The organism is Fontisphaera persica (assembly GCF_024832785.1).
Classification (GTDB): domain Bacteria; phylum Verrucomicrobiota; class Verrucomicrobiia; order Limisphaerales; family Fontisphaeraceae; genus Fontisphaera; species Fontisphaera persica.
The window spans coordinates 1143727-1166939 of sequence record NZ_CP116615.1 but is presented as its reverse complement, the minus strand read 5'-3'; the positions used below and the strand labels follow the sequence as shown (position 1 = coordinate 1166939).

Genomic DNA, 23213 nt, shown 5'->3' with positions numbered 1-23213 from the left:
TGGGTTATGCGGCTGATTTCGACGCGGCAGTAGCGCGGCGCTTGGGTGACTGGGCCTTGTCGAGTAGCATCATCTGTTTGGCTGACGGTTCGGAACTGTAGTTGACACGCGGCTCGGCGACGCGGCGCTTTGAGGGCGACTGCCGTTTCGCTCCGCCGTCCGGCGCCAGGGGTTCGTCGTCAGCAACGCCATTCCACATCAGGCCGGGTTTGAAAGCGCGGTAGGCGGTGTCCCCATTCGGTCTTTGCGGGTTCGGCGCGGAGTACGACTCAACCTTGCGGGGCTGAAAGCGGCCAAGAGCCCCTTTGAGGTAGTCCTCGACCATGTCGGCGCAAATCCACTTGCGCCGGGTTTTCTCCGCTGCCTCGCCGGTGGCGCAGCTGCCGCTGAAGGGATCAACAACCAAGTCGCCCACATCGGTCAACATGCGTATGAAGAACTCGGGAATCTCGGTTGGGAAGCGTGCCGGATGTGGCGTTAGGCCGTGGTCACGGCAATAGCGGATATAGGCCGAGTTGCTTTCGGTGTGGGCAAGGGCAATGAGGTTCGGCGGGATCGCCGCGCCGTTATCAGTGCCAAAGCGGTCTGAGATGTCGTGGCCGGATGGCCGCATCATGGGCTTGTACCCTTTCTCCAGAAGGACTTTCATGCTCTCGGAATAAGGCTGCAGGACGCGCCGGTTGCTGGCTTTTGGCCACGGGGTGGGCGAAAGCCACCAGATGCAATTGATGGCGTCCTTGACGCGAATGCGCCGCACGGTGACCCATTCGGCCGGAGTGGGAAGCCGAGCCGGATTCCACCAGAAAAACTCCTGTGCAAGGTGAAACTTGAACTCGCGGCAGAGCATAATCAGCAACTCATAATGGTAGAGGCTGCGTGTGGGTTGACCGGGAATCCATGCGCCGCCTATGTCTATGACAAGGGAACCAGACGGTTTTAAAGCGGAGCGAAAAGCAGCGGCGAACGGCTTGAACCATTCGACATAGTCCTCGGAGTCCACGTTGCCGTAGTCCTTTTTGCGAACGAGACCAAACGGGGGGCTCGTCATGATGAGATCAACCGAGCCGGGTTTGATCTGATCCCGGAAGACCGCCAGCGAATCTCCCAAGTAAATCTCCCCGTGCTTGGTGGAGTGAAACAACTTGGCAGGCGGGGATTGGTTGGGTGTGGCTTCGGACATAAATCAGGTGGGGTTCTGCGTGAAGAGTGGCATGTCGGCAGCGAGGTATTTTTCCACCGCATCGCGCACAACCCATGACGCCGAGACTTTCTTGTTTCTGGCCACGCGCACCAGAAGTTCATAATTATCAGGGGGAAGCGTCACCGTGATTCGGGTAGCACGCTTGTCTTGGCCGTTGGGCGTTGTATCTTTGTCGTCTGCCATACGCGCATCAGCTTGCATCAGAGTGATGCAAAGTCAAGCCTGGCTTCTTGTGTGGCTCCAATCATCCAAGGCCAGCGCCGCCTGAGCGAATCAAACCACTTTGAGCGCCAGCGAACTGACTCCCCCAAGCCCAGCGGCGCTTGAGCGTCCAATTCCCCGAGCGTCAGCGAGCTAACTTTTCCTAGCCTAGCGGCGATTGAGCGATTTTAAGAGGGGCTAAGGGGTGAGAACTGCGAGCCCCCCCCTGGGTTTGTGGAGGGGGGGCGAGCATCCAAGGGGGGTGGGTGGGTCGTAAACTATCGAACGAAGTGAGCTAACTTCATCCAAGGCCAGCGCCGTTTGAGCGTTCGATTCCCCGAGCGTCAGCGAGCTGACTTTGTCTGAGCCCGAGCGGCGATTGAGCGATTTCAAGGGGATCAGGGGTTAACAAATTGCGAGCCCCCCCTGGGGAGTGGAGGGGGGGCGAGCATTCCTGGGGGGTGGGTGGGGGGCGTGTTGCTGGCCATCGGGGTCCGTGCCGGACTGGCGTTCGTGGGCGGCCAGCAGCACGCGAGGGATGGCGCGTATGACCTCGAACGAAGTGAGCTGATATTGTCTGTGTCCCCTGCGCCCCCGCCTGACTTCTCCAAACCAGCGAAGTGAATGGCTGGCGTGAAGCATGCCTTGACCGCCTGGCGCGGTGCGTGCCGCACGGCCCACCGTGCCCCCACCGAGCGCGAGGGTGGGGAAAGCACGCAGCGTGACAGGCGAGGCAACCCTGCTGAACACAACGCCATATTGTGCGAAGTTCATTTCCAGCAGGGGGGACCCGTTCACGGGGGGTGGCCTGCGTTAAGGAAATAACTTGCGGAGAGAGGAACGAACGGAGCGAACGCACAATATGTGTTGTGTATCGGCAGGGATTGAGCAAGGCAAACGCCCAGCCTCGCAGTGAAGTGCGTGCCGCACCGGCCAAAAGGAACGAGAAGCGTAGCGTTTGCCGGTGCTTCATGCCAGCCATTCACGGAGCGCGGTCGAACTTGCGGGGGCGCATTCCAACGGGGCGCGGGGGCCGCGGTGTTCTGGCGCTTGGCGGGTAGAGTGTAGCGCCGGGCCGTGGCTCGAAGGGGACTTAGCAGTCGGCCACCAGGGGCGAGCCGTTAGGCCCAGCGCGAAACGGCGACCGCCAAGGGCCAGACTAACTTTGGGGGCGAAGTGAGGGTGCGGCTGGCGAGGAAAATGCCTCTGGTGTCTTTCGCATGTTTCCTTGCCAGATGCACGCTCACGAGCCGGGGGAATCCAACGTCCAAAGGGCTCGCGGGGGTCGCGCCTTCTGCCTTGCGCGCAATACCCAGCACAGGCTTAGAGGGGGACTTAGCAGTCGGCCACAAGGGAAAGCCAGGGCTGGGTTTTGCGCGTAGGGCAGACTGACATTGGGGGCCGGCGCATGACCGCGACGCGGCGTAGGCCAGCGAAGTGCGAGCCGCACCGGCGATCCTGAGCGTTTCCAAAGCAAGAAGCGGTGATGCGGCGGCCGGGGTTAGCCCGTGCGGCGATTGAGCGTGTGTGAGCCTGGCCGGCGATTGAGGGGAGCCAAGCCACCCGGCGTTTGAGGGGGCGTGTCCGTCGGGTTCGCGGGGGTCGCGCTGTCCTGCCTTGTGCGCAATGCCCGGAACCGGCTCGCAGGGTGACAGGGAATGCCGGGGCCGGGTTTTGCGCATAGGGCAGGCTGACTTCGGGGGCGAAGCAAGGTCGGCGGGCACACATAAGAGCAGCCAGCAATTTGTCGGTGAGGGGTGACAGGGCACCGTCAAATGCGGCTGCGAGTGTGACCGCCGTGCTTGCGAGCCAGGGGTTCCCGCCAGTCTCCCGTCGGTTTCGGAGCCGGAACGCAACGCAGCGGAATGGAGCGTCGCATGCTTTTGATGCGTCGCGGAGTGAAGCGGAGTGGAGTGGAGGCGAGGAAACTGCGGGAGTCTGGCGCCGTGGGGGGCCGAGCAAGGGTGGCGTGTTTTGCGGTGCCGCCAGGCACGACTTAGCGGCCGTCGGCAAAGCGACAGGAGAGCAAAAGCCGCCATGCTTGCCGGCCGGGGTCGAGTCCAAGCAACCATTCTGCGGGCTGCGAAAGGCGGTCCGCAACGGAGTGCAACGAAGTGGAGGTCCGCCGGTGGCGTCGAGGCAGAGCAGGCGCAGACTGACATCGTCGCCGGCGGACGGTGGTTCCCCGGAAGGCCAGTTGCGGAGCATCTGGCCTGGAGGGGACCACCGGGAGCCAGACGGCAAGCCCTGGAGTCCGGTTGCGCCAGCATCCGGACGCAAGGGCTGCCGGCGGCGGAGCGGCGCTGGCGCTGGCGTCGTCGCAAGCGCCATTCTGGTGAGCTGTGTTGGCGGGCGGAGTGCGAGCCGCACCGGCCAAATGAGCACCTACACAGCGAGCCTTCGGTTGCGCCGCGAAGCCGCATCGGGGGGCGTCCGAACACCCACGAGGTTGGAATTACCACGAGAGCGACCGGCGAGCCCCGGGAGCGCCGTTGCGAAGCACTGGCGCGACGGGGCCGCCGGGAGCGGGCGTCCGAATGCGCGAAGCGTGGGGCGTTGGAGGTTCAAGGCGCGTTGGAATTGGAGAGGGGCATCCGAAGTCGCGCCAGCGGGAGGGCGTCCGAATTGGCGCGAGCGGAAGCAGCCAGCGTGACAGGCCGGGGTTACAGGGGGACTGGCGCGCTGGGTGCTCCGCGGACGTTGGAATCGAAAGGGGCGTTGGTCGTCGCGCCAGCGGAAGGGCGTCCAAGGTTCACGAAGCGTTGGAATCGGAAGGCGCGTTCGTGGTCGCGCCAGCGGGGGCGCGTTCGACGGCCAAGGCGGGTTGGGTTTCACAACGAGCGGACGGCGGTCCCCGGAAGCGCCGTTGCGCCAGCACTGGCACTGAAGGGGCCACCGGACGCGGGCGTCCGCATCGGCGCAGCGAGGGGGCGTCAAGTGGTTTCGGCGCGTGCATCGCGCAGCGTGGTGCGAGGTCACGCAGCATCCCGCAGCATGGGGCAAGGCGTGTCGAGGCGGGCGTCGAGGTCGCGCAAAAGGGGTGTTACGCTGGCGCCATGTCAGTGAACACGACGCATCCTGAATACGACGCGAGCCTGCCAGCCTGGCTGCGAGCCCGCGATGTCATCGCCGGAGAGGACTCCGTGAAGTCCGCCGGCGAGAAATATCTGCCGCTCCTCGAAGGGCAAACCGATGAGGAGTACGCCGCCTACCGGGCGCGTGCTTCGTTCTTCAATGCCACGGCGCGAACGGCGGATGGTTACCTCGGCCTGTTGTTCCGGCGTCCGCCGTTCATCAAAGTGCCAGAGGGTGCGAACAGTCTGGGCAAAGCCATGCGCGCATTCATCAACGATGCCGACATGCTGGGGATGTCCTTTGCCAGTTACGCTCGGAATGTCGCAAGGGAAGTCATCGCGGTGGGTCGTGCCGGCACGCTGATTGATTGGGAAAGCGAGAGAGAGAACCGCGTGTATGTGTCGCTTTACACGGCGGAGAACATCTTGAACTGGCGGGTCGAACGAATCCAAGGCCGGAATTTGCTGACGATGCTGGCGCTGGCCGAAAAGGCTGAAGGGGCTGACGGGAGCGCGGGGAGCAAATCCGGGTGGTGCGATTGAGAAAGCCCCTCACCCCGGCCCTCTCCCCGATGGGGGCGAGGGAGTGGCGGTGCGTGGTGGAAATCTGGCGTCCGAAGCTGGATCGGAGAGGCAGAAGGGACCTGCCTACGCCGGGCCTACGGCAGGCAGGCAAAGGGAGTGGGAATTGGTCGAGACGCGCACGCCACTGCGGTTGGGGAAACCGCTGCCGCTGATTCCGTTCGTATTCCATGGCGCGAGCCATTCCCTCCCGGATGTGGATCGGTTGCCGCTCGGCGATGTCATCGCGGTCAACCTGGACCACTACCGCCTGCACGCTGATTACCGGCACGGGATGCACTTCACGGCGCTGCCAACGGCGTGGGTCAGTGGTTTTGACAAGGCGGCCACGTTGCGAATTGGCTCCAGCACGGCCTGGGTGACAGACACGCCGGGCGCGACTGCCGGGTTCCTGGAATACACGGGCCAGGGTTTGACGACTTTCGAGCGGGCGATGGATCGGGATGAACGCCTCATGGCGATTCTTGGGGCGCGGTTGCTGGAAACGCAGAAGCGTGTTGGTGAAGCGGCTGAGGCCATCGAACTCAAGCAAAGCGGGGAGAACAGCATCCTGGGCGCACTGGCGAGCAGCGTCGGCATGTCGCTGACGCACGTTCTGCGCTGGGCGCATTGGTGGAACTCCACCGAAGTGATGCCTGATGACGTGAGCAACGAGCAGGTCGTCATCGAGTTGAACACCGATTACAGCACGCGAGGGCTGTCGGCCAACGAGATCGTGGCCGTTGTCCAGGCGTGGCAGAACGGCGCACTGAGCCGGGATTCCATGTTGGACATCTTTCGCCGTGGCGAAGTGCTCCCAGAAGGGCGAACCAACGAAGAGGAGGTCCGGTTGATCGCAATCGGAAAGCCGGAACCTGCACCACAGCCAACCCCGTCAAGCGGTTTGTGAAAAATTATCGTTCAGCGTGGCGCAAGGTCGTGCGACGTGCCGCAGCATGGCGCAGCGAGAAAAGCGCGGTGCCGTTCGGGTGCATCAAGATTCCGCAAAACAGGGTGTAGAAATGGAGGCGACGAAAATTATGGCACTGAAGTTCAAACTGAAATCGAAAGACGAGGTTCCGGCGGAACTCGTCAACCTCTACGTCGAACGCGATGGCGCCTGGCACCTGGATGTCGAAGGCGCGGTGGACAAGGCGAAGCTCGAAGAGTTCCGCGCCACCAATGTCGCACTGATGAAGGAGCGGGATGAACTGAAGCAGCGCTTCGAGGGGATTGACCCTGAAGAGGTCCGCAAGCTGGCGGATGAGAAGCGCAAGCTCGAAGAGGCCCAGGCCCTGCGGGCGGCCACCACGGCGGGCGAAGTGGAGAAGTTGATCGAGGCGCGGGTGCGCGCGGTCAGGGGTGAGTTGGACAAGAAGCTCGCTGGCGTGACCGGCGAGCGCGATGCGCTCAATGCGCGCCTCACCGCGATTCAGATTGACCAAGCGGTGGTGACTGAGGCGACCAAGCGCGGTCTGCGTGCGAGCGCGATTCCCGACATTACGTCGCGAGCGCGAAACACTTTCCGCCTGGTGAACGGTGTTCCCCAGGCGTTGGAGGCTGACGGCCAGACTGCCCGTGTGGGCAAGGATGGCCTGACGCCTCTGTCGTTGGCGGAGTGGATTGACATGCAAGTGTCGGAAGCTCCGCACCTGTTTGAATCCAATGCCGGTGGCGGTGGTGGCGGTGCCACTTCCCCATACGGCACCGGCTCCGGTGGGGCCGGGAATCGGTTCGTGAGAAATCCGTTCCGCAAGGAAAGCTGGAATCTCACGGAGCAAATGCGGCTGCAAAAGAGTGATCCGGGCCTGGCGGCCCGGCTCAAGGCGGCGGCGTAACGAGTGGCTATGGCGAGCGAGGCGATTGTGGCGATGGACGGCAGCCCCCTCACCCCGGCCCTCTCCCCCGGTGGGGGAGAGGGAGGAAATTGTTTGGGCCGGCTGTCCCAGGGTGGCGCACTGGCGTGCTTACCCTGGGCTATGGTCCGGCACCCTTACAGGGTGCTCAGTCAGGGCTTCGCTGCGCTGCGCCAAGTTTTGAAACCGGGACCGGCTGAAGCCGGGACTACAAACGGAAAGAGAGATTGAATTATGGCGAAAACGGCTGTTGCAGACATCATCATCCCGACGGAGTTCGAGCGGTATGCCATCGAGCGGACCGCAGAACTGAGCGCGTTCGGGAAGTGCGGCATCATCGAACACTCGCCAGTGTTTGATGAGTTGGCCGCTGGCGGCGGGCGCACGGTGGAAATGCCCTTCTGGAAGGACCTGACCGCTACCCGTCAACTCCTGAGCGATTCGGCGTCGCTCACGGTCAACAAGATCACTGCCGACAAGGACATCGCCCGCATTCACAACGATGCGCAAGCGTGGTCCGTCAACCATCTCGCCAAGGTCATTTCGGGCGATGATCCGATGCAGGCCATCGTGGACCTGGTCGCGGAATACTGGGCGCGCACTGACGAGGGCCTGGTGGTGTCGTGCCTGAAAGGCATCTTCGCGGCTGCCAGCATGAGCGGCAACCTGCTGGCGATTCACTCGGAGTCTGTCGCTGGCCAGTCCGCTGCGACCCGCCTGAATGGCGCGACCTTCGTGGACGCGACCGCGAAACTCGGTGACCGCGGCGACCGCCTGGTGGCGGTTGCGATGCACTCCGCCACGGAGGCGGCGCTGCGGAAGCTGGACCTGATTGACTTCATCCCGGACAGCGAGGGCAAGGCCCAGATTCGGACCTTCCAAGGCCGGCGCGTGGTTGTGGATGACAACCTGCCGGTGCGGGCGGGGACCACGGATGGGCTGGTTTATACGACCTACCTGTTCGGGCCGGGCGCCTTCGCCAAGGGCACCGCGCCGCTCGACGGCACGCCGCTGCAAGGCGGGCACGGGACTGAGGGCGTGGAGGTGTATCGCGATGCGCTGGCCAGTGACACGGGCCTGATCAACCGGCGGCGTTACATCCTCCATCCGCGCGGTGTGAAGTTCACCAGCGCCAGCGTGGCGGGCGACTCGCCCACCAACGCGGAACTGGAAATGGGCGCGAATTGGACGCGGGTGTTCGAGAACAAGAACGTGCGAATCGTGGCGGTGACGCACAATAATTAGTTGATGGGTGATGGAAATGAGGGCCACCCCTCACCCGGCCTGCGGCCACCCTCTCCCCGCCAGCGGGGAGAGGGGCAATCAATTGGGATGGCCTACCCAGGGTGGCGGCCCGCGGCCTTACCCTGGGCTATTGTCTTATGCCCCTGCGGGGCATTGAAAGTGAGTCGCCAAGGCGACTGAAAGCATGAAAGGAACCACGTATGGGCAAAGAAATCCCCTGGAGCTTCGCCAAGATTCGGAGCGGCGAGCAGCTCAACCTGAAGAGCCGGACGTTTGCGAACGTGGCCGCGCTGACGGCCGCTGGTGTGACTGCGGCCAAGAATCCGGGTGCGCTGATCTACCTCAGCGCGGGCGGGACCGGAGCGGTTCCGTGCCTGGCGTTCAGCGATGGCACCAACTGGAAACAGGTCGCCGTCGGGGCGAACTGCATCTAAGTGCGAGTCGCACCTCCCAATATGAATGGCCTCTATCCCATCGTCCGGCGGAAGCGGCGATCGCTGGTGCCGTTGGACGCTGCGCCAGCAGCGCCAGAGATGCCGGGTCTGCCTGCCGCGCAAGAAGGGAAACAGGGCGCGGCGCAGGCAGGCAACCGGCAGGCACAGGCGAGCGCCGAAACGCCGGTGGTTCCGCCCGTCGTCCCGCCGCCGGTGGCGGAAGAGAAGGCGGTGAAACCGCAAGGCAAAGGCAAGACGCATGGCAAAGTCCGTTCTTGATCGCCGCATTTCCCGGCGGCTGTTCTGGCAGCTTTGGCCGCAGTGGCGGCGGAGGAGCCGGGTCGAGTCCGCCGGGTCTTTCGAGGAACTGCTGCTTGGCACCTACGATGCCAACCTGAAGGCGTTCCTGCCGCTGGCGTTTGACATCAAAGACCAAGGCCCGGCGGGCAACCACGGCTACAGCTACTCCGGTGTGACCTTCGGTGGTCCGACGCCGGCGGGTTTCAAGTATCCGATCTGCGCGACGTTCGATGGCGTGGCTTCGCAGGTCCGCCTGGAGAACACCAGCTATCCGTTCGGCATGGCCCGGTGGACGATCTCCTGCTGGTTCAAGAAGACTGGCGCGGGTGTGGCCACGGCCACGGCGGGTGGCGCGGATGGTTTCCCTGCCACTGATCCGATCGTGCCGCTGGTCGCGAAAGGCCGGGGCGAGGCGGACGGCTCCAACGTGGATGCCAACTGGCACCTGGGCCTGAACAAGGTGAACAACGGGTCCACGTATCGCCTGGCGGGCGATTTCGAAGACATGGCCTCGGGCGCGAATCATCGCATCGTGGGCACGTCGGACATTGTGGATGGGCAGTGGTATCACGGCGTCTTCACCTTCGACGGGGCGCAGATGAAGCTCTATCTCAACGGCGCACTGGAAGCGATCGTCGCGACCAGCGCCGTGCCCCGGAGTGATTCGGTGCAAAAGGCGGGCATCGGCACGGCTTACACGTCCGCCTCGGTGGCCGGTGGTTTCTTCGCCGGGCTGTTGTGCGGCGTTGGGATTTGGAGCGAGGCGCTGCCGGCGGATGCGATTGCGGACCTGTATGCCAAGGGCATCGCGCCGAAGCGCAAGACGGTGGTGTTCACTCAAGATGCGCCGGACAACCACATTTCACACGGCGAAAGCTTCGTGAATTGGAGCACCGTGGCCGTCACGCATAACGAAGACAACATGGTCTTCGCGGATGGTGGCAGCGCGGAAATCATCGTGGGCGCTCTGTCGCGCCTCACGCCCTACTGGTGCAGCTTCCGCGTGTCGGCCCGGTCGGGTAGCTGCTATCTGCGAGTCAAGACGCACTTGGCGGACCAGAACCTCGGGTTCTTGGACGCCACCATGAGCCAGCAATACGTCAACCTGGACACCTTCACGCTGGGCAAGCGGGTCTATCTCAAGCTCTACACCAAGTCGGTGGAAGAGCTGGCCTACCGCCTGCGGCTGGAACTGACCAACTCGGTTCCGGGCGACACACTGACGCTGGATGACTTCCGCATTTATCCGATTCCGGCCCGGAGTGCGGCAAAGGTGGCCGCGCTGGGAGACCGTTGCGGCGGGTTCGACGCACCTCGGGCGGCAAGCGTGGACACCGCCATCCTGCACGCGAATGCGGACACCCTGAGCGTGGTCGCCATCGGCGACACCTCCGACGCCACGATCTCCTTCGCCACGGCGAATGACACGCTGAAGAACACCATCCTGGGGCGGGGCGGCAAGTGCGTAGCCGGCATGGGCAACCATGACTATGACGGGAGCAACGAGGCGGGCTTCGCGGCCTACTGGAACGTGGCCGGCTACAACAACGGCAAAGCCTACTACTCCGCGCAACTCGGCAACCTGGAGTTTTTCTTCTTCGATGACCTGAATGACCTGGTCCAGCAACCGGACAACGGCGGCGGCTACACCGCGGTTGCATCGGTGTTGCAAGACTCGGTCGCCGGCCAGCATGTCCTGCGCAAGCTGGCCGAAAGCACGGCGCGGTGGCCGGTGTTCGTGTTTCATCATCCGGCCTACTCCTCCAGTGCGGCGGGGACTGGTACGGCGCACGCCCGGTGGAACTGGGTGGGCCTGGGCGTTCCGCTGGTGCTCCAAGGTCATGTGCATGGCATCGAGCGACTGCAGAAGGATGGCATCACGTTCTACACCGTCGCCATGGGCGGCGGAAATCATCACGGCTGGGGCACCATCAATGCGGACACTAAGTTCCGATGCGAGGACCAGAACGTTTCTGGTTACCTGAAGATCCACGATGGCGGCGCGGAACTGGTCCTGGAGTATTTCGACACGAATCAGAACCTGCTGGACCGGGTGAAGATTCTGCGGAGGGACGTTTGATATGGCTCTGGTGCTGATCAAAGAGGACGGGACGGCCAAGACCGACGCGAATGCCTACGCTGACGCGGCGGATGGCAACGCCTATTTCGAGGGGCATCTGTATGCCACCGCCTGGACTGCCGCCACGGCGGGCCAGAAGGACGCGGCTTTGGTGATGGCGTCGCGGGTGATTGACGCGGAATATCAGTTCCACGGCAAGCGCGTGAGCGAAAGCCAGGCCCTGCAATGGCCGCGCTACGATTGCCCGGACCCGGACGGTGCTGGGGAATTGGCGAGCGACAAGGTGCCAGCGGCGGTGGTGAAGGCCACGTGCGAACTCGCAAAGGAACTCCTGCTGGTGGACCGGACGGCTGCGCCTCTAGGGCAAGGCATCCTGGAGCAACACAACGCCGACTACTCGGCCACGGTGTATAGCAAGAAGGACACCCGGCAAATCATCCCTGACCTCGTGCAAGCCATGCTTGCCCGGCTGGGGGATCTGATCCGCAAGGGCACTGTCGCCCGGCTGCAACGCGCCTGACTATGACCAACGCCATGAATGACCTGGTGCAACTGACCAACCAAGCGGCCACGCAAAATGACCGGTGGCTGTTCGTGGCCAGCCTGATCGTGTTCGGGGTCTTCGCCGCGAGCGTGATGCGCTACTTCGTGCGCCAGCATGAGCGGCTGATTGATGACCACAGGCAGGCGCGGGACACCTACCAGGAAAGCCTGCGGAGCATGGTGGCGGAACAGAGTGCCGCCAACCAGAAGCTGATCACGTGCCTGGAAAGCAACACGCGAGTTTTGGAGGAGTGCCGCGATGAACTGCGGTCCTCCCGGATGGAAAGGAACAAAGCATGAAAACGATGAAGAACCTTTGGTGGCTCGGGGCCCTCGCGGGCGCGAGCATTCTACTGCTGGCGGCCGGGTGCGGGACTTTGGACCGGGCCTACAAGAAACAGGTGACGTGGACCAACGCGCCGGTTGTCCAAGTGGTGACCAATACCATCATGGCGACCAACGTCGTGCCGCAAGTCATCGAGCGGACCAACGTGGTGCTGGTGACCAACGCCGCCACGGGGGCCGTGGCCGGCTACGCCACGCGCGAGCCGGTGGCGACGAACTTCGTCACGGTGGTCCTGACCAACCTGGTGCCGGTGTTCTACACCAACCTTGTCCAGGTGCCGGTGACCAACCTTGTGGCCAAGCCGGAAGCTGAGGCCACCATCCAAGCGGCCGGGTCGGTGGTGAACACCTTCCTGCCGGGGATCGGAAGCATGATTGCCCTGGCCCTCGGCGGGCTGTATCACGGCTACCGCCAGGTGCGGAACCGCAAGGTGAACGAGGCGCTGATTCAGGGAGTCGAGACGGCTCGTGCCGTGCTCGAAACCACCCCACAGGGGCAGGCTGCCGACGCGGCGTTCGTCAAATGGCTCATGGAGCATCAGAAGGAGGCCGGCGTCTTCACGACCGTTTCCACGCTCGTAGACCAGCTCTGCGACAACCCTGCCGCCAAGCTGACCGCGCAAGAGATCGTGGAACGATTGCAGCGGGCGCAACAGGCGCGGCCTGTGACTGCGACGGCGCCCAGTGCGCCAGCGCCATTGCCGACTTGCCCTGGGGGCAACTGCACTGCTACAGTACCAGCGAGCTGATGAATAAAGCACCGATCAGCTCCGGAAAACGGGCAAGAAAGGGTGCTGAAAACACGGGCGTTTTCAGGAAATTCAGGAAAACTTTTTTGCTCAAAGTGTCCGAAGTCGGCTAAATGGCCTTTCGGACAAGCTGTTGTAAGTAGCTGAAAAAAAGCTAACTACGGAAAACTTAAGAAAGGTGCGGCAGAGCGGATTCGGTTTCAAGTCCTGCTATGCGCACCACTCGTTCTCAAGGAGCTACTTGCATTAATCTCGGATTGCTCCCCATTCTTTAGTCATTCCACCCCGAGGCTTCAAGGTGAAGCCCGCACTATGACCATTTTCGGATCTGCCGTCCGCACGTTTCCATTGGCATCGGTGGCAAGCACCGAAAAGACGTGGTAACCGGGGGTCAGGTTGGTGGCGGTGAACCGCGTTGGCCCTTGGGTTATTTCCGCCAGCTTCCTGGCTCCGTCGTAAAAGGCCATGGTTTTCCAGCCCGGAAAATTGCTCGCATCCACCACAATCGGTACACTGGCGCCGGGAGCCAGGGAGGGCATGCCCGGCCCACAGTTGCCCGGTGAAGTCATGGTCAGCGGCTTGTCATAGGTGGAGTAAGCCCGATATATGAAGGCCAAATCCTCGTTCTGCAGCCAGCTCGAACGACCAGGGTCTCCCTTGAAATCACTTGCCGGATAAATTTCTGTGAGGCCGCTCTTCCATGTGGTGTTGTCGGCAATCCAACCCGCAGCCGCATCCACCGGCAACAGCTTGACAGGTCCTTTGGTTGGATTGCCGTCTTTGGGGTAGCGCGCCCGCACCGCGGCGTCCAGCAACGGTATCCCCACCACGTCCTGCCGGTTTTCGTCATAAGCATGGCCCAACCCCTGCCGCTCCAACCATGCATACGTGGCTCCTTTGGGGCGGTACGGCAAAAACACTTCGTCAATGATAGCCTTCCCCAAGCTTGGGTCCGTATTGAAATCCGGCACATTAAACCCTTCCTGCTCCCCCGAGATGCAGATGGACGGAACGCCGAGCAACGTTTCGCTGGGGGGAGAAGTGAGCCTTCTCTTGAAATTGTAGGGCGAGGCATAACTCACCGCCGCAAGGGTGCGCTCCGGCGCAAACACCATCAAATTAAAAGCAAACCCGCCGCCGGCGGAGAAGCCCACGCCAGCATACGGCGCATGGGCCAGCTCGGGATGCCGCGAGACCGTGGCAATCATCTGCAGAGAAGCTTGGAAGGCTTCAAAAATGGCACGGTGCTTCGCATACGCCGTGTCGTTGGTTTTTACGGGGAGTGGCAGGGCTCCAGCCGTGGCCGTGGACCCCACATACGCAAATCCATGCAGGTGCATGAACTGCCGGTAATACTCGCAAAAAGTCCAGTCACCCCGCGAATCCCCCCCGGCGTAACACGCATTGACCAACAGCCCCCGCACCGTCTTCAGACTTTCGGGAATGACCACCGTGTACTGCATCGTGGCAAGATCATCGTAATTATAGACAAGGTACCGATCGGCACCCACCGTGACCACTTTTGCATGCACGGCGGGAGGAGCCTGAGCCGGGCCGGGCAGCGCATGGCCTGCCACAGCTTGGCCTCCAGAAACGCCTGTCCCGGCCACTGCAGGCCCGTTGGCAAGCGGCGTAATGCGATCCACAAGGATGCCTTCATTGTTGTTCACCAGACCCCGTATGCCCACCACGGCGTACCAGTTTGTATCACCCGCAGAAAATCGAGCCAAAGTTTCGCCCACCGAGGCATCGGCCTGGTCCGATGCCTTCAATTCAAATCGTTTGCCGTCCACGATTAACAGCGGGCGTTTGTACGTGCCTGTTCTCGCCGCAGTCCCCATGAAGGTCTCGCTCTCGGCGCCGCAGACGGCCAGCACTCCCACCATCCATACTACCAGCATTCTAAAGTTCATATAACCGATGGGCCTTATGACTCATACTGCCCCTTACCAACCGGTAGTTCAAGCGATTAACCCTCGGCCCTCGCTGCGCCGTCATCCCATTATTACGTTTTCTCGAACGTCAGGAGCTTCTGAGGCGCGTAAATCTCTGCTGGTGGGGAGGTATCAGGGGACCTTGTTGACCGCAAAGCGCCGAATGATGGGAAAGTCGCCCACCAACTCAAAGGTGAACTCCTGCGTGGTGCCAGGCCGGCGAATCCGCACCTGCTCCACCCCCTGATTGTGCGGATTGCAGGCCACCAACAGCAGCGTGCCACCATCAGCCGATAATTTGACGCGCACCAGCGGCTCCTTGTGAAGATTTACATAACTCGGGTAACGCTCGTCTCCCGTGCGCCACACGCGGTTGCGCGAAGTCCACAACTCAGGCATTTCCCAGCGGGTGGGGGCCTCAATGACGTCCTTGTTTCGGCTGGCCTGCCACATGCCCAGCACGTGGAAATTATAGAAACCAAAATATTTCAAATAATAATACACGGGCACTTCCACCCCGTTGCGTTGAATCTTGGGCGGCTGCTCGCGCACCCGCCAATCCGAGTAATCCGCCAGGGACTCCGAATAACGCGCCCCAATTTCCCAGCATTGCAGACCATCCATCACGCAATGACCAAAGAGAGACAGGGCATAGGTGGACGAGGCCGGCACCTGATGTTTCAACCCCTCAAGTCTCGTGCGGCCCTTCGCATCCGTGAACCGGTACTGCGAAAGCGGATAACCATCTACAAACTCCACCTGAATCCAGGTGGAAAGAATATTGGGCAATTCCGGCCGGGCCAGTTTGCCCTGCTCCCATTCCTGCACAAAGGCATAAAGCTGCGAAGGTTTGGCGTTGTTAATCCAGTACACCGACGGATTGCCGAGGTTCAAATGACAGCGCGCCAAAACAGGATGCAAATCGGCCTCGGGTTGGTTGTATTTTTCACGCCATTGCTGCGCTCCCCTGCGGTCCACCACGCCGGTGGGTTTGCCTTCCCAAAAACTGTCAAAAATCCGGAAGCTGGAGCGCACCACCCCCACCCCCCAGCAACCAATCAACGTGTCCGGACGCTTGTCGCGCACGCTGCGGATAAGACGGCCAAAGGCCTCATATTGGGTTTCGCCCCACGTGTGATAATTTGGCGCTTCAAAGTCCGGGATGACGATGGCGCATTGCTCTGCCCAGTGATGAAACGGCTCCACCCGCCAGTTCCTGGGATTGGTAGGGTCAGCGGTAAAAGCATCCCGCGCGCCGTCATGGGGAATCCATTCGTTATCCCCAAACAAGTGGGCGCGCCTCTCCCGGCTGCCGGAATCCCCGCCGGGCGTCATGGCCACCGGGGAAACGTGGGTGAAACCGAAGTCATACATCGGACAACGCCCGCGGCGATCCTCTTGCCGGGCTTTAGCCGCCCCCTGCCACAGCGCATATTTGCCGCGGGGCAAGGTCCAACCGGAGGGAAACCAGTCTCCCTCGTCAAAATCGTAAGCCAGCCGGTTGGTGGGAATGCGAAACCACGGCGGCAAGTCAACCACTGGGTGCCCACCCAAAAGGATGATTTCCTGATAATTCTCCTTCACTTCCCACGGCTTGGCCGGATTGAAAAATTCTACCGTCAGGTTCACTGGTAACCCCGCGAATTCCTTGGGAAACGTAAAACCCTTGAGCGGCCCGACCATGGGTGCTCCCATGTTAAACGTCCAGCGCTTGCCACAACCGGCCACCTGATAGCTATCCCAGGCGGTGTCCGTTACGGTAAGGCCGTCCTCGGCCACCACGCAGCGCATGGCCAATTTTCCTGCGTGATTGGTGATGCCATCGGTGATTTGCGGCCACAATTTCACAGCGGATGGCCGGGGAGCTGCGGCGCTGGCAAGCCCCAGGCAGAACCCCCAAACCACGGCCAGAGCAGCAGCCCGTGGCCTTAGGAAAAGCAACCGAAACAACGCCAGATTCGCTCTTGTTGTCATGGATGCGCAAGTTATTCAGCGGCAAGATTTTTAGCAATGCACAATTGTTGGGATTTTCAAGATGGCCATGCACCCCAAGCCTTTGCTAGGAAATGAATCGCAGGGAACGAAACCTGTTTGCACCATTGACTTGGCTCAATTCCCGACTCGGCATGATTTGCACCCCGCCACGTAGCGATTATTTTAAGGACATGAAATTGCTAACGTCATGGATAACACGCAAACAAGCCGTGGCTCTGGCCATGGTGCTGGCCACCTTGAATTTCTCCTCTTTGCACGCCGCTGACATCGTGGGAAAAGTGACTCTCAAGGGAACTCCACCCCCCGAAAAACCCTTGCCCATCAGTAAAAGTGACCCTACCTGCGGCAAGGTGGCCCGCCCCGACGCCTCCACCCGCTTTTATGTCGTGGGCAAAGATGGCGCGCTGGCGGATGTGGTGGTGTACATCAGCAAAGGCCTGCCCCCCGGTAAAACCTATCCCGTGCCTGAGACACCGGTGGTCATTGACCAAAAAGGTTGTGAGTTCGTCCCTTACATCGCGGCCGCCATGGCCAAACAGAAAGTCCACATTAAGAATAGCGACCCCTTCCTGCACAACGTCAACCACGCCCCTACCCCGGATGTCCAAAAGCGCCCCCAAAATGTAGCCCAACTGGCCAATGGCCCCATCATCGAGCGCGCCTTTGAAAAAACCGATGAGCTACTGGTGCGCTTCAAGTGCGATGTCCATCCCTGGATGTTCGCGTATGTGGCCATTTTCGACCATCCATTTTTCGCGGTTACTGGCGAGGACGGGACCTTCAAAATTAGCAATGTCCCACCAGGCACCTACACCGTGGAGGTCTTCCATCGCAAAGCAGGCAAACTGGCCAAGGAAGTGACCGTCACCGACCAAAACCAGACCGTTAACTTCGAGTTGACCGCCAAATAAGAGTCAGCGCCTCGAACAGCCATTAACATCGCTTTTGGTCATCAAGAGACGCGTCGGGCCATACCTGGCTTTGCCGAGCCCAAACCAATAAACTCAATCCTGCCATGCGGAAAACCGACTTGAGCCGCTTGGCCAGCAGCGTGGGCAGGCCGCATTTTTTTTAATTTTTTTTGCATAAAACCTCCACCTCGGTAGTCTAAACAGACGTACACTATGTTACGCAGGATGATGGGCTGGCTGCCGGGGAGCATTCCGGCAGTGCTTTTACTGGCGTTGGGATTGACGCTGGGCGGATGGGCCAAAGCCGGGGACGAATGGCATGGTCCGGGGATGGCCTTTTACACAGACTTTGACCCCAAAATCCCCATGGCGGTCTATATCGTAAAGGTGGACCGGAAGCATCCGGACTTGCGCCTTTACACGACCTTGGGCGGCGGACGTTTCATCGGCATGGCCACTTTATCCCAGCAAGCCGGCTTCATTCCCCCTTCCATCGGACAACCGCTGGCCGGCATCAACGGCGACTATTTCGGCGTCCGCGAGCCTTACATCGGCGACCCCCTCAATTTGCAGATTCTCCTGGGCGGCGAATTAATCAGCGCCCCCGGCGAAGACCGCGCCTTCTTTTACATTGATGCCCAGGGTAATCCGCGCATCACCAATGCCATCAGCGATTTCAAAGTCATCTGGCCGGACGGCAAAAGCACTCCCATCGGACTGAATCAGACCCCTATGACCGGTCAGGCGGTGCTTTACACGGCCGCTGCTGGGCCCGATACCCGGATTGAAGGAGTGGATTTAATCCTGGAACGCAACGGGCAAGACCCCTGGCTGCCGTTGCGCATCGGCCAAACCCTCAACGCCCGCGTCAAGGCCATTAACAAGAACGGTTATTCCAAACTCAATACCAACATCATGGTTCTGTCCCTCAGTCCGCGGCAACTACGTGCATTGCCTGAACTGAGGGAAGGCATGGTGTTGAAAATCGTTACGGACACCATCCCCGGTCTTAAAGGCGCTCAGTTGGCCATTGGCGGTGGCCCCTCCCTCGTGCGCAACGGCAAAGTTAGGGACTTTGATGGTATTCAGGTGCGCCATCCCCGCGCAGCCTTCGGTTTTAACGACCGCTATTATTTCTTCGTGCAGGTGGACGGCCGCCAGGCACGGCATTCGCTGGGCATGACGTACCGGGAGTTGGCCGAGTATTTCGTGAAACTGGGCTGTACGGAGGCCCTCAATCTGGACGGCGGCGGCTCGGCCTCCATGTGGGTTAATGGCCGCATTGTCAACAACCCCTCCCAAGGCCGCGAACGTCCCTCCGCCAACGCGCTCTTTTTAATACGCGCGCCCAAATCCTGAGGGGTTGCCCGGGCTAAAGTCGCACTGTGGTGTCACAGTACACGGCGGGAGGCACTCGTTTGGGCGTCGAGGAGGCATTCTCGAACTTGACCCTCCCTTTACAAAGGACGCCAGAGGAAAAAAGGCATGGCCCCATCACTTCCAAGCTCTGGCATTCACGCAAGGAAGGCACTCCCTCGACAAAAGCTCGGTTAAAATCCTCCACCCAACGGTAATACCAGGCATCCAGCTTGATTTGCGGCGGCAGACCGTTGCGTGCTTCCTCCAAAACCAGCCGAAAATCGGTGGTCACCGCGTAGGCATCCGAGCGCACCGCCAACAAATCGTCGGTGGTTTTTACGGGAGCAAAACGCGTCCGCGGCACCACCAGCGCCGCCGCCGAATCAAATAGCTCAATCGCCGCGCCCATGGCCGATTCCAATTGCAGCACTTGGGGTGAATCAGGCCTTTGCGGGTCCACATTTTTCCGATTCTTGATGAGCGGCAACGGCAGAGCCCCGTGGTGTTGCTCCAACAACCGGGCCAGTGCGGGCAGGCGAATCCACAGGTTGTTGGTGTTGAAAAAGCGATGCCGCTCCGTATCTTCAAACCAAGCGCGGTCTTCGGCCGCGCATTGCGAGGCCTCCCGCAACAGCAAACGGCCGTTGTCGCGCCGCCGGGCCAGATGCCCACCTTTGGCATCCACCGGAGTGCGTGCGGTCACCTCCATGACAAATGAGTAATCACTGCGCCACAGCCAGGATAATATCCGCGCGTCCGCCACCGCTCCCAGGTTGTCAGCGTTGGAAACAAAAAGGAGTTCCACCCCTTGCTGCAACAGATGTTGCAACAACGAGGAGCCTTGCAATGCCGCGTAAAGATCGCCATGCCCGGGAGGACACCATTCCAGCCGCGGGTCTTCCGGCCATTGCACAGGAGCCAGCGACGACTCCAACAATTTCGGCACTTGATGTTGAAGGAAATCCAGGCGGTCTTGCCCTTGTTGCAAGGCCGGATAACGCCGCAAATACGCCAGGCTTTCCGCCCGCGTATTAAAACTGTTCATCAAATAAAAGCGCGGACTGCTCCGGCCCTGCCGGCAATGCAAAACCTGCCGGGCAATGAAATCCAGGAAACAATCATCGCCTTTGACCGGCAGTAAAGATTTGGGTCCCTGCATCCCCATGGTGCTGCCCAGGCCGCCGTTGAGCTTGATGATGGCCAATCGCTCCCAAGCCTCCACCGGCGTGGCTGAAGGCGGCAGGTCTTCATACCGCGGCAGCTCGCCAACCGGCATGATTTCGTCCTCCCGCCAATACCCATCATCCCCTGCCTGTACCCGTCTCACCGCCTGCAAAAAGGCGGCGATTGCGGCCTCGGATTGCCCGGCGGCGCGCATTTTATCGGCGATGCTTTGAGTGACATCCATCTTGGCCAATTTACCCGACCATTACCCCTGCCTCTGAGCCATAGGCTTGGGGCTAATTTGGCATACCCCGCCTCGCCCGCAAAGCCTGAACAAATTAATGGCTCATGGGAAGGCCAATTACAACCACGGCCCGCGCAGCATCCCCGTGTTTCTATACGACTTCGGCACCCCCGGCTGGGGGTGATGAATTTCTACAGGGACCCAAGCCGCTGGAAACATGGATTTGCCGGAAGGAACTCGATATTTTCTCCTACCCCTTTCTCCGGCAGTGCGGGTATTATTGGCGGCGCACATGGATTTTGCGGCGGTTGTTTTATATCTGATCATTTATTACGTCCGCCCGCAGGAGTGGTCCGGTTTTTTATCCTCCTTGCGGCCGGTGACGGCCGTCATGATCTTTGCCGTTGTCTCCTTGTTTCTGCGCGAACGCGGCGTGCAATGGCGGAACCTCCTGCGCAGTCCGCAGGATTGGTTGATGCTGCTGTATTTTCTATACCTGACCTTTTTTGTTTATTCCGACAGCGAGAATTACAAGCTCGCCCGCAACCTGTTCATTATTTACTTCGTGATTGTCCTCACATTGACGCATCTGGAGCGGCTGCGACGCTTCTTGTACTGGTGGGCGGCGTGCATTGGCTTCGTGGTGGTTTTGGCGCTGGCCAGCCAAATCGGCATAGACCCGCTGGAGGCCAAATATTACACCATGTACGCCTGCAAAGGCCGGCTGGCGCTGCCGCTGTCCATCTTCAACAATCCCAACGCCCTGGGTCATAGCGTGGTGCCCCTCCTGGGGATGGTGTATTTCTTTTTCATCTGGCGGCGTCCCATTTTCGTCAAAGAGGTCGGTTTTATGGCCCTTGCTCTGCCGCTGGTTTGTTTGTACCTGACCTTGAGCAAAGGCGCTTTTCTCGCAGCCTTTGTGGCCATCGTGGCCGGCCTGACCGTCGGCCGCCCCAAAGTCGTCCAAATCCTTATTCTGCTCTTGGCACTGACGGCTGGCTGGGCCGCCCTGCAAAAACTGCCGCGCATGGAAGAGTTGCGTGTACCCCGCCAGGAAGAGGGCATCCGGGGCCGCCTCATGGCGTGGCAATTTGGATTGGAAAAGCTGCACACCGAACGATACGGCGTAGGTTTGTTTGAATTCGGCAAAGCCTTTCAACGTCGCCACGGGTATTTCAAAGCGCCGCATAGCTCTTATGTCGAAGCGGGGGCGGAACAGGGATGGGTGGGGTTGATGTTCTTTGTGGGCGTTCTGTATGCCTGTTTTCGGTCGCTGCTCACCCTGAAAATCACTGACCCGGAGGAAGAGCGATTGCGCCGAGTTTTGCTGGTAATCCTGGTAAGCTATGCCGCCTCGTCCTGGATGATTGGCTGGGCTTACAAAAATGTTTTCTTTGTGGTGGTGGCCTGCGTTTCGGCTTTCCACCGGCATTTGCGCGAGCGCATCACCCGGGAGCAGGAGCTGGCCGAAATGCAGGAAGCCAGCGAGGGCCTGCCTGCGCCCATGTTGCCTGCTGTTCCGGTGGTGGCCCGCAGCGCTCCCGCTCCGGCACTGGCGGGCGCGCAAGGAGCGTCAGGCGCAGGGCCGGCCCTGCGGGTAGCCACCGGCTTGGAAGCCCTGGCCATTGCGCCTGCCCCGCCCCCCGCTGCACCGCCGCCGGCCCCCAAAACGCTGCCTCGATTCTGGTATCGTCTCGGTATTTTGGATTTCGTCCTGATTTGGTTGAGCACTTACGCAGTAGTCAAAATATGGACCATGGCTCTTCAGCGGATGTAAGAATGGGCGCTGCATGTAAAATCGCGCAGCAGCTTGCCGGCTAAGGCCCTATGACCAAAGAGCTGGCCATCCTGATTTTCTGGGGAACGGCCTTGCTGCTGGCATTTACGTTTGTGGGTTATCCGGTATTGATGGCGTTCTTGTCCTCGCTCAAACGAAAAGCCCCCACTCCCTCCCCTCCGCCCGTTTACCCCACGGTGGACTGCGTTATTGTGGCTCATAATGAAGCCTCACGCATCGCGGCACGGTTGGAAAACCTCATGGCCTCCGAATATCCATCCGACCGTTTGCGCTTCATCGTGGTATGCGATGGCTGCACTGATGCCACTGCTCAGATTGCCCGCGAGGCAGGCAGGGAACGCGTCCAGGTATTGGAACTTTCGCCTCAACAAGGTAAGGCGGCCGGCCTGAACGCCGGCCTGGCAGCGGCTTCTGGCGAACTCGTGGTGTTTGCGGATGCTCGCCAACAATTTGCCCCGAATGCCATCGCCTGGCTGGTGCGGCATCTAATGCAACCCGGGGTGGGAGCTGTCTCCGGAAATTATTCCCTGCTTCCCCCCGCCAATAGTGTAGGCGGTGGCGTGGACGTTTATTGGCGTTTGGAGAAATTTCTGCGCCAGGCGGAAAGCCGGTGGGATTCAGTCATCGGTTGCACCGGCGCCATTTACGCCATCCGCCGGGAATTGTTTGAGCCGCTGCCCCCGGACACCATTCTGGATGATGTGGTCATCCCGATGCGCATGGTGGTACGCGGCTGGCGGGTGGACTTCGCGCCAGAAGCCCTGGCCTGGGAAACCATGCCCGTGATTGCTGAACGAGAGTTTCAGCGAAAGCGGCGCACCTTGGCCGGCAATTTTCAAATGCTATTTCGTTATCCCCAGTGGCTGTTACCGTGGCACAACCGCTTGTGGTGGGCCTTGCTCTGCCACAAATATCTCCGCCTCCTGGCACCGCCTGGTTTGCTGTTGCTGTTTTTAACCAACTTATGGCTGGCCCGTTTCTCGCCGTTTTATGCCGGTTTGCTGGCGGCCCAGCTTGCGTTTTATTTGCTCGCCATTCTAGGCCTGATTTACCCTCAATGGCGCTGCCGTTGCTTCACTTTGCCGGCAGGTTTTGTGTTTCTAAACGCCGCCACAGTGGCCGCTCTAGGGTATTACCTGCGCCATGGCGGACGTGGCGGATGGAAATCCCTGCCCCCCGCTCAATCGCATGTTCAAAGCGCTGGATAAATGGCTCCTGC

General features: G+C 60.7%; 19 protein-coding genes. 14 read left to right on the top strand and 5 right to left on the bottom strand.

Annotated features, from left to right (window positions below; genetic code table 11):
- Positions 1-4 precede the first annotated feature (4 nt).
- Positions 5-1180, bottom strand: a complete 1176-nt coding sequence (locus NXS98_RS04030) for a DNA-methyltransferase (protein WP_283847190.1) — start codon at positions 1178-1180, stop codon at positions 5-7.
- Between the two features lie 3 nt (positions 1181-1183).
- Positions 1184-1384 carry a ribbon-helix-helix domain-containing protein gene (locus NXS98_RS04025; protein WP_283847189.1) on the bottom strand — a complete coding sequence of 67 codons (201 nt, stop codon included), beginning with the start codon at positions 1382-1384 and terminating at the stop codon, positions 1184-1186.
- A gap of 3074 nt (positions 1385-4458) precedes the next feature.
- Between NXS98_RS04025 and NXS98_RS04020 the strand changes: the two genes are divergently transcribed.
- From NXS98_RS04020 to NXS98_RS03975, 10 genes are all read left to right on the top strand, one after another.
- Entirely contained in the window at positions 4459-5019 is a 561-nt protein-coding gene (locus NXS98_RS04020; RefSeq protein ID WP_283847188.1) for a hypothetical protein, read from the top strand.
- Positions 5020-5164: 145 nt separating this feature from the next.
- Complete coding sequence (locus NXS98_RS04015; RefSeq protein WP_283847187.1) at positions 5165-5947, top strand: DUF4055 domain-containing protein; 783 nt, start codon at positions 5165-5167, stop codon at positions 5945-5947.
- Positions 5948-5993: 46 nt separating this feature from the next.
- Positions 5994-6875: a hypothetical protein gene (locus NXS98_RS04010; protein ID WP_283847186.1), complete on the top strand. Its 882-nt coding sequence runs from the start codon at positions 5994-5996 to the stop codon at positions 6873-6875.
- A 252-nt stretch (positions 6876-7127) separates the two neighbouring features.
- Positions 7128-8138: a hypothetical protein gene (locus NXS98_RS04005; RefSeq protein WP_283847185.1), complete on the top strand. Its 1011-nt coding sequence runs from the start codon at positions 7128-7130 to the stop codon at positions 8136-8138.
- 200 nt (positions 8139-8338) lie between these two features.
- Positions 8339-8572 (top strand): hypothetical protein, encoded by a 234-nt coding sequence (locus tag NXS98_RS04000; protein ID WP_283847184.1) that lies wholly within the window; start codon positions 8339-8341, stop codon positions 8570-8572.
- 21 nt (positions 8573-8593) lie between these two features.
- On the top strand, positions 8594-8851 hold the full coding sequence (locus NXS98_RS03995) for a hypothetical protein (RefSeq protein ID WP_283847183.1): 258 nt from the start codon (positions 8594-8596) through the stop codon (positions 8849-8851).
- Positions 8832-10952: a LamG-like jellyroll fold domain-containing protein gene (locus NXS98_RS03990; protein WP_283847182.1), complete on the top strand. Its 2121-nt coding sequence runs from the start codon at positions 8832-8834 to the stop codon at positions 10950-10952. Before NXS98_RS03995 ends, NXS98_RS03990 begins: the two co-directional genes overlap by 20 nt.
- A 1-nt stretch (position 10953) precedes the next feature.
- A complete protein-coding gene (locus NXS98_RS03985) occupies positions 10954-11472 on the top strand; it encodes a DnaT-like ssDNA-binding protein (protein ID WP_283847181.1) in 519 nt (172 codons plus the stop codon).
- A gap of 2 nt (positions 11473-11474) precedes the next feature.
- Positions 11475-11795: a hypothetical protein gene (locus tag NXS98_RS03980; RefSeq protein WP_283847180.1), complete on the top strand. Its 321-nt coding sequence runs from the start codon at positions 11475-11477 to the stop codon at positions 11793-11795.
- Positions 11792-12589: a hypothetical protein gene (locus NXS98_RS03975; RefSeq protein ID WP_283847179.1), complete on the top strand. Its 798-nt coding sequence runs from the start codon at positions 11792-11794 to the stop codon at positions 12587-12589. Before NXS98_RS03980 ends, NXS98_RS03975 begins: the two co-directional genes overlap by 4 nt.
- A 293-nt stretch (positions 12590-12882) precedes the next feature.
- Here the strand turns inward: NXS98_RS03975 and NXS98_RS03970 are convergent, their stop codons facing one another.
- Both NXS98_RS03970 and NXS98_RS03965 read right to left on the bottom strand, forming a co-directional pair.
- Entirely contained in the window at positions 12883-14502 is a 1620-nt protein-coding gene (locus tag NXS98_RS03970; protein ID WP_283847178.1) for a hypothetical protein, read from the bottom strand.
- 153 nt (positions 14503-14655) lie between these two features.
- A complete protein-coding gene (locus tag NXS98_RS03965; protein ID WP_283847177.1) occupies positions 14656-16497 on the bottom strand; it encodes an alpha-amylase family protein in 1842 nt (613 codons plus the stop codon).
- A gap of 191 nt (positions 16498-16688) precedes the next feature.
- Between NXS98_RS03965 and NXS98_RS03960 the strand changes: the two genes are divergently transcribed.
- Together NXS98_RS03960 and NXS98_RS03955 are read left to right on the top strand one after the other, a co-directional pair.
- Positions 16689-17429 carry a carboxypeptidase regulatory-like domain-containing protein gene (locus NXS98_RS03960; protein ID WP_283847176.1) on the top strand — a complete coding sequence of 247 codons (741 nt, stop codon included), beginning with the start codon at positions 16689-16691 and terminating at the stop codon, positions 17427-17429.
- Positions 17430-17642: 213 nt separating this feature from the next.
- The gene (locus tag NXS98_RS03955; protein ID WP_283847175.1) at positions 17643-18788 is read left to right on the top strand and encodes a phosphodiester glycosidase family protein; all 1146 of its coding nucleotides are present in this window, start codon (positions 17643-17645) and stop codon (positions 18786-18788) included.
- 13 nt (positions 18789-18801) lie between these two features.
- Here NXS98_RS03955 and NXS98_RS03950 read toward each other — a convergent pair whose 3' ends face one another.
- Entirely contained in the window at positions 18802-20196 is a 1395-nt protein-coding gene (locus tag NXS98_RS03950) for a UTP--glucose-1-phosphate uridylyltransferase (RefSeq protein WP_283847174.1), read from the bottom strand.
- A gap of 292 nt (positions 20197-20488) precedes the next feature.
- On the opposite strand from NXS98_RS03950, the gene NXS98_RS03945 reads away from it, so the two are divergent.
- Together NXS98_RS03945 and NXS98_RS03940 are read left to right on the top strand one after the other, a co-directional pair.
- A complete protein-coding gene (locus NXS98_RS03945) occupies positions 20489-21973 on the top strand; it encodes an O-antigen ligase family protein (RefSeq protein WP_283847173.1) in 1485 nt (494 codons plus the stop codon).
- 50 nt (positions 21974-22023) lie between these two features.
- Entirely contained in the window at positions 22024-23202 is a 1179-nt protein-coding gene (locus NXS98_RS03940; RefSeq protein ID WP_283847172.1) for a glycosyltransferase family 2 protein, read from the top strand.
- Positions 23203-23213: the final 11 nt, after the last annotated feature.

What these genes read in the sequence shown, in the direction of transcription:
- NXS98_RS04030 (WP_283847190.1), bottom strand. Translation starts at nt 1,180, where the DNA reads ATGTCCGAAGCCACACCCAACCAATCCCCGCCTGCCAAGTTGTTTCAC.
- NXS98_RS04025 (WP_283847189.1), bottom strand. Translation starts at nt 1,384, where the DNA reads ATGGCAGACGACAAAGATACAACGCCCAACGGCCAAGACAAGCGTGCT.
- NXS98_RS04020 (WP_283847188.1), top strand. Translation starts at nt 4,459, where the DNA reads ATGTCAGTGAACACGACGCATCCTGAATACGACGCGAGCCTGCCAGCC.
- NXS98_RS04010 (WP_283847186.1), top strand. Translation starts at nt 5,994, where the DNA reads ATGGCGCAGCGAGAAAAGCGCGGTGCCGTTCGGGTGCATCAAGATTCC.
- NXS98_RS04005 (WP_283847185.1), top strand. Translation starts at nt 7,128, where the DNA reads ATGGCGAAAACGGCTGTTGCAGACATCATCATCCCGACGGAGTTCGAG.
- NXS98_RS04000 (WP_283847184.1), top strand. Translation starts at nt 8,339, where the DNA reads ATGGGCAAAGAAATCCCCTGGAGCTTCGCCAAGATTCGGAGCGGCGAG.
- NXS98_RS03995 (WP_283847183.1), top strand. Translation starts at nt 8,594, where the DNA reads ATGAATGGCCTCTATCCCATCGTCCGGCGGAAGCGGCGATCGCTGGTG.
- NXS98_RS03990 (WP_283847182.1), top strand. Translation starts at nt 8,832, where the DNA reads ATGGCAAAGTCCGTTCTTGATCGCCGCATTTCCCGGCGGCTGTTCTGG.
- NXS98_RS03985 (WP_283847181.1), top strand. Translation starts at nt 10,954, where the DNA reads ATGGCTCTGGTGCTGATCAAAGAGGACGGGACGGCCAAGACCGACGCG.
- NXS98_RS03980 (WP_283847180.1), top strand. Translation starts at nt 11,475, where the DNA reads ATGACCAACGCCATGAATGACCTGGTGCAACTGACCAACCAAGCGGCC.
- NXS98_RS03975 (WP_283847179.1), top strand. Translation starts at nt 11,792, where the DNA reads ATGAAAACGATGAAGAACCTTTGGTGGCTCGGGGCCCTCGCGGGCGCG.
- NXS98_RS03970 (WP_283847178.1), bottom strand. Translation starts at nt 14,502, where the DNA reads ATGAACTTTAGAATGCTGGTAGTATGGATGGTGGGAGTGCTGGCCGTC.
- NXS98_RS03965 (WP_283847177.1), bottom strand. Translation starts at nt 16,497, where the DNA reads ATGACAACAAGAGCGAATCTGGCGTTGTTTCGGTTGCTTTTCCTAAGG.
- NXS98_RS03960 (WP_283847176.1), top strand. Translation starts at nt 16,689, where the DNA reads ATGAAATTGCTAACGTCATGGATAACACGCAAACAAGCCGTGGCTCTG.
- NXS98_RS03955 (WP_283847175.1), top strand. Translation starts at nt 17,643, where the DNA reads ATGTTACGCAGGATGATGGGCTGGCTGCCGGGGAGCATTCCGGCAGTG.
- NXS98_RS03950 (WP_283847174.1), bottom strand. Translation starts at nt 20,196, where the DNA reads ATGGATGTCACTCAAAGCATCGCCGATAAAATGCGCGCCGCCGGGCAA.
- NXS98_RS03945 (WP_283847173.1), top strand. Translation starts at nt 20,489, where the DNA reads ATGGATTTTGCGGCGGTTGTTTTATATCTGATCATTTATTACGTCCGC.
- NXS98_RS03940 (WP_283847172.1), top strand. Translation starts at nt 22,024, where the DNA reads ATGACCAAAGAGCTGGCCATCCTGATTTTCTGGGGAACGGCCTTGCTG.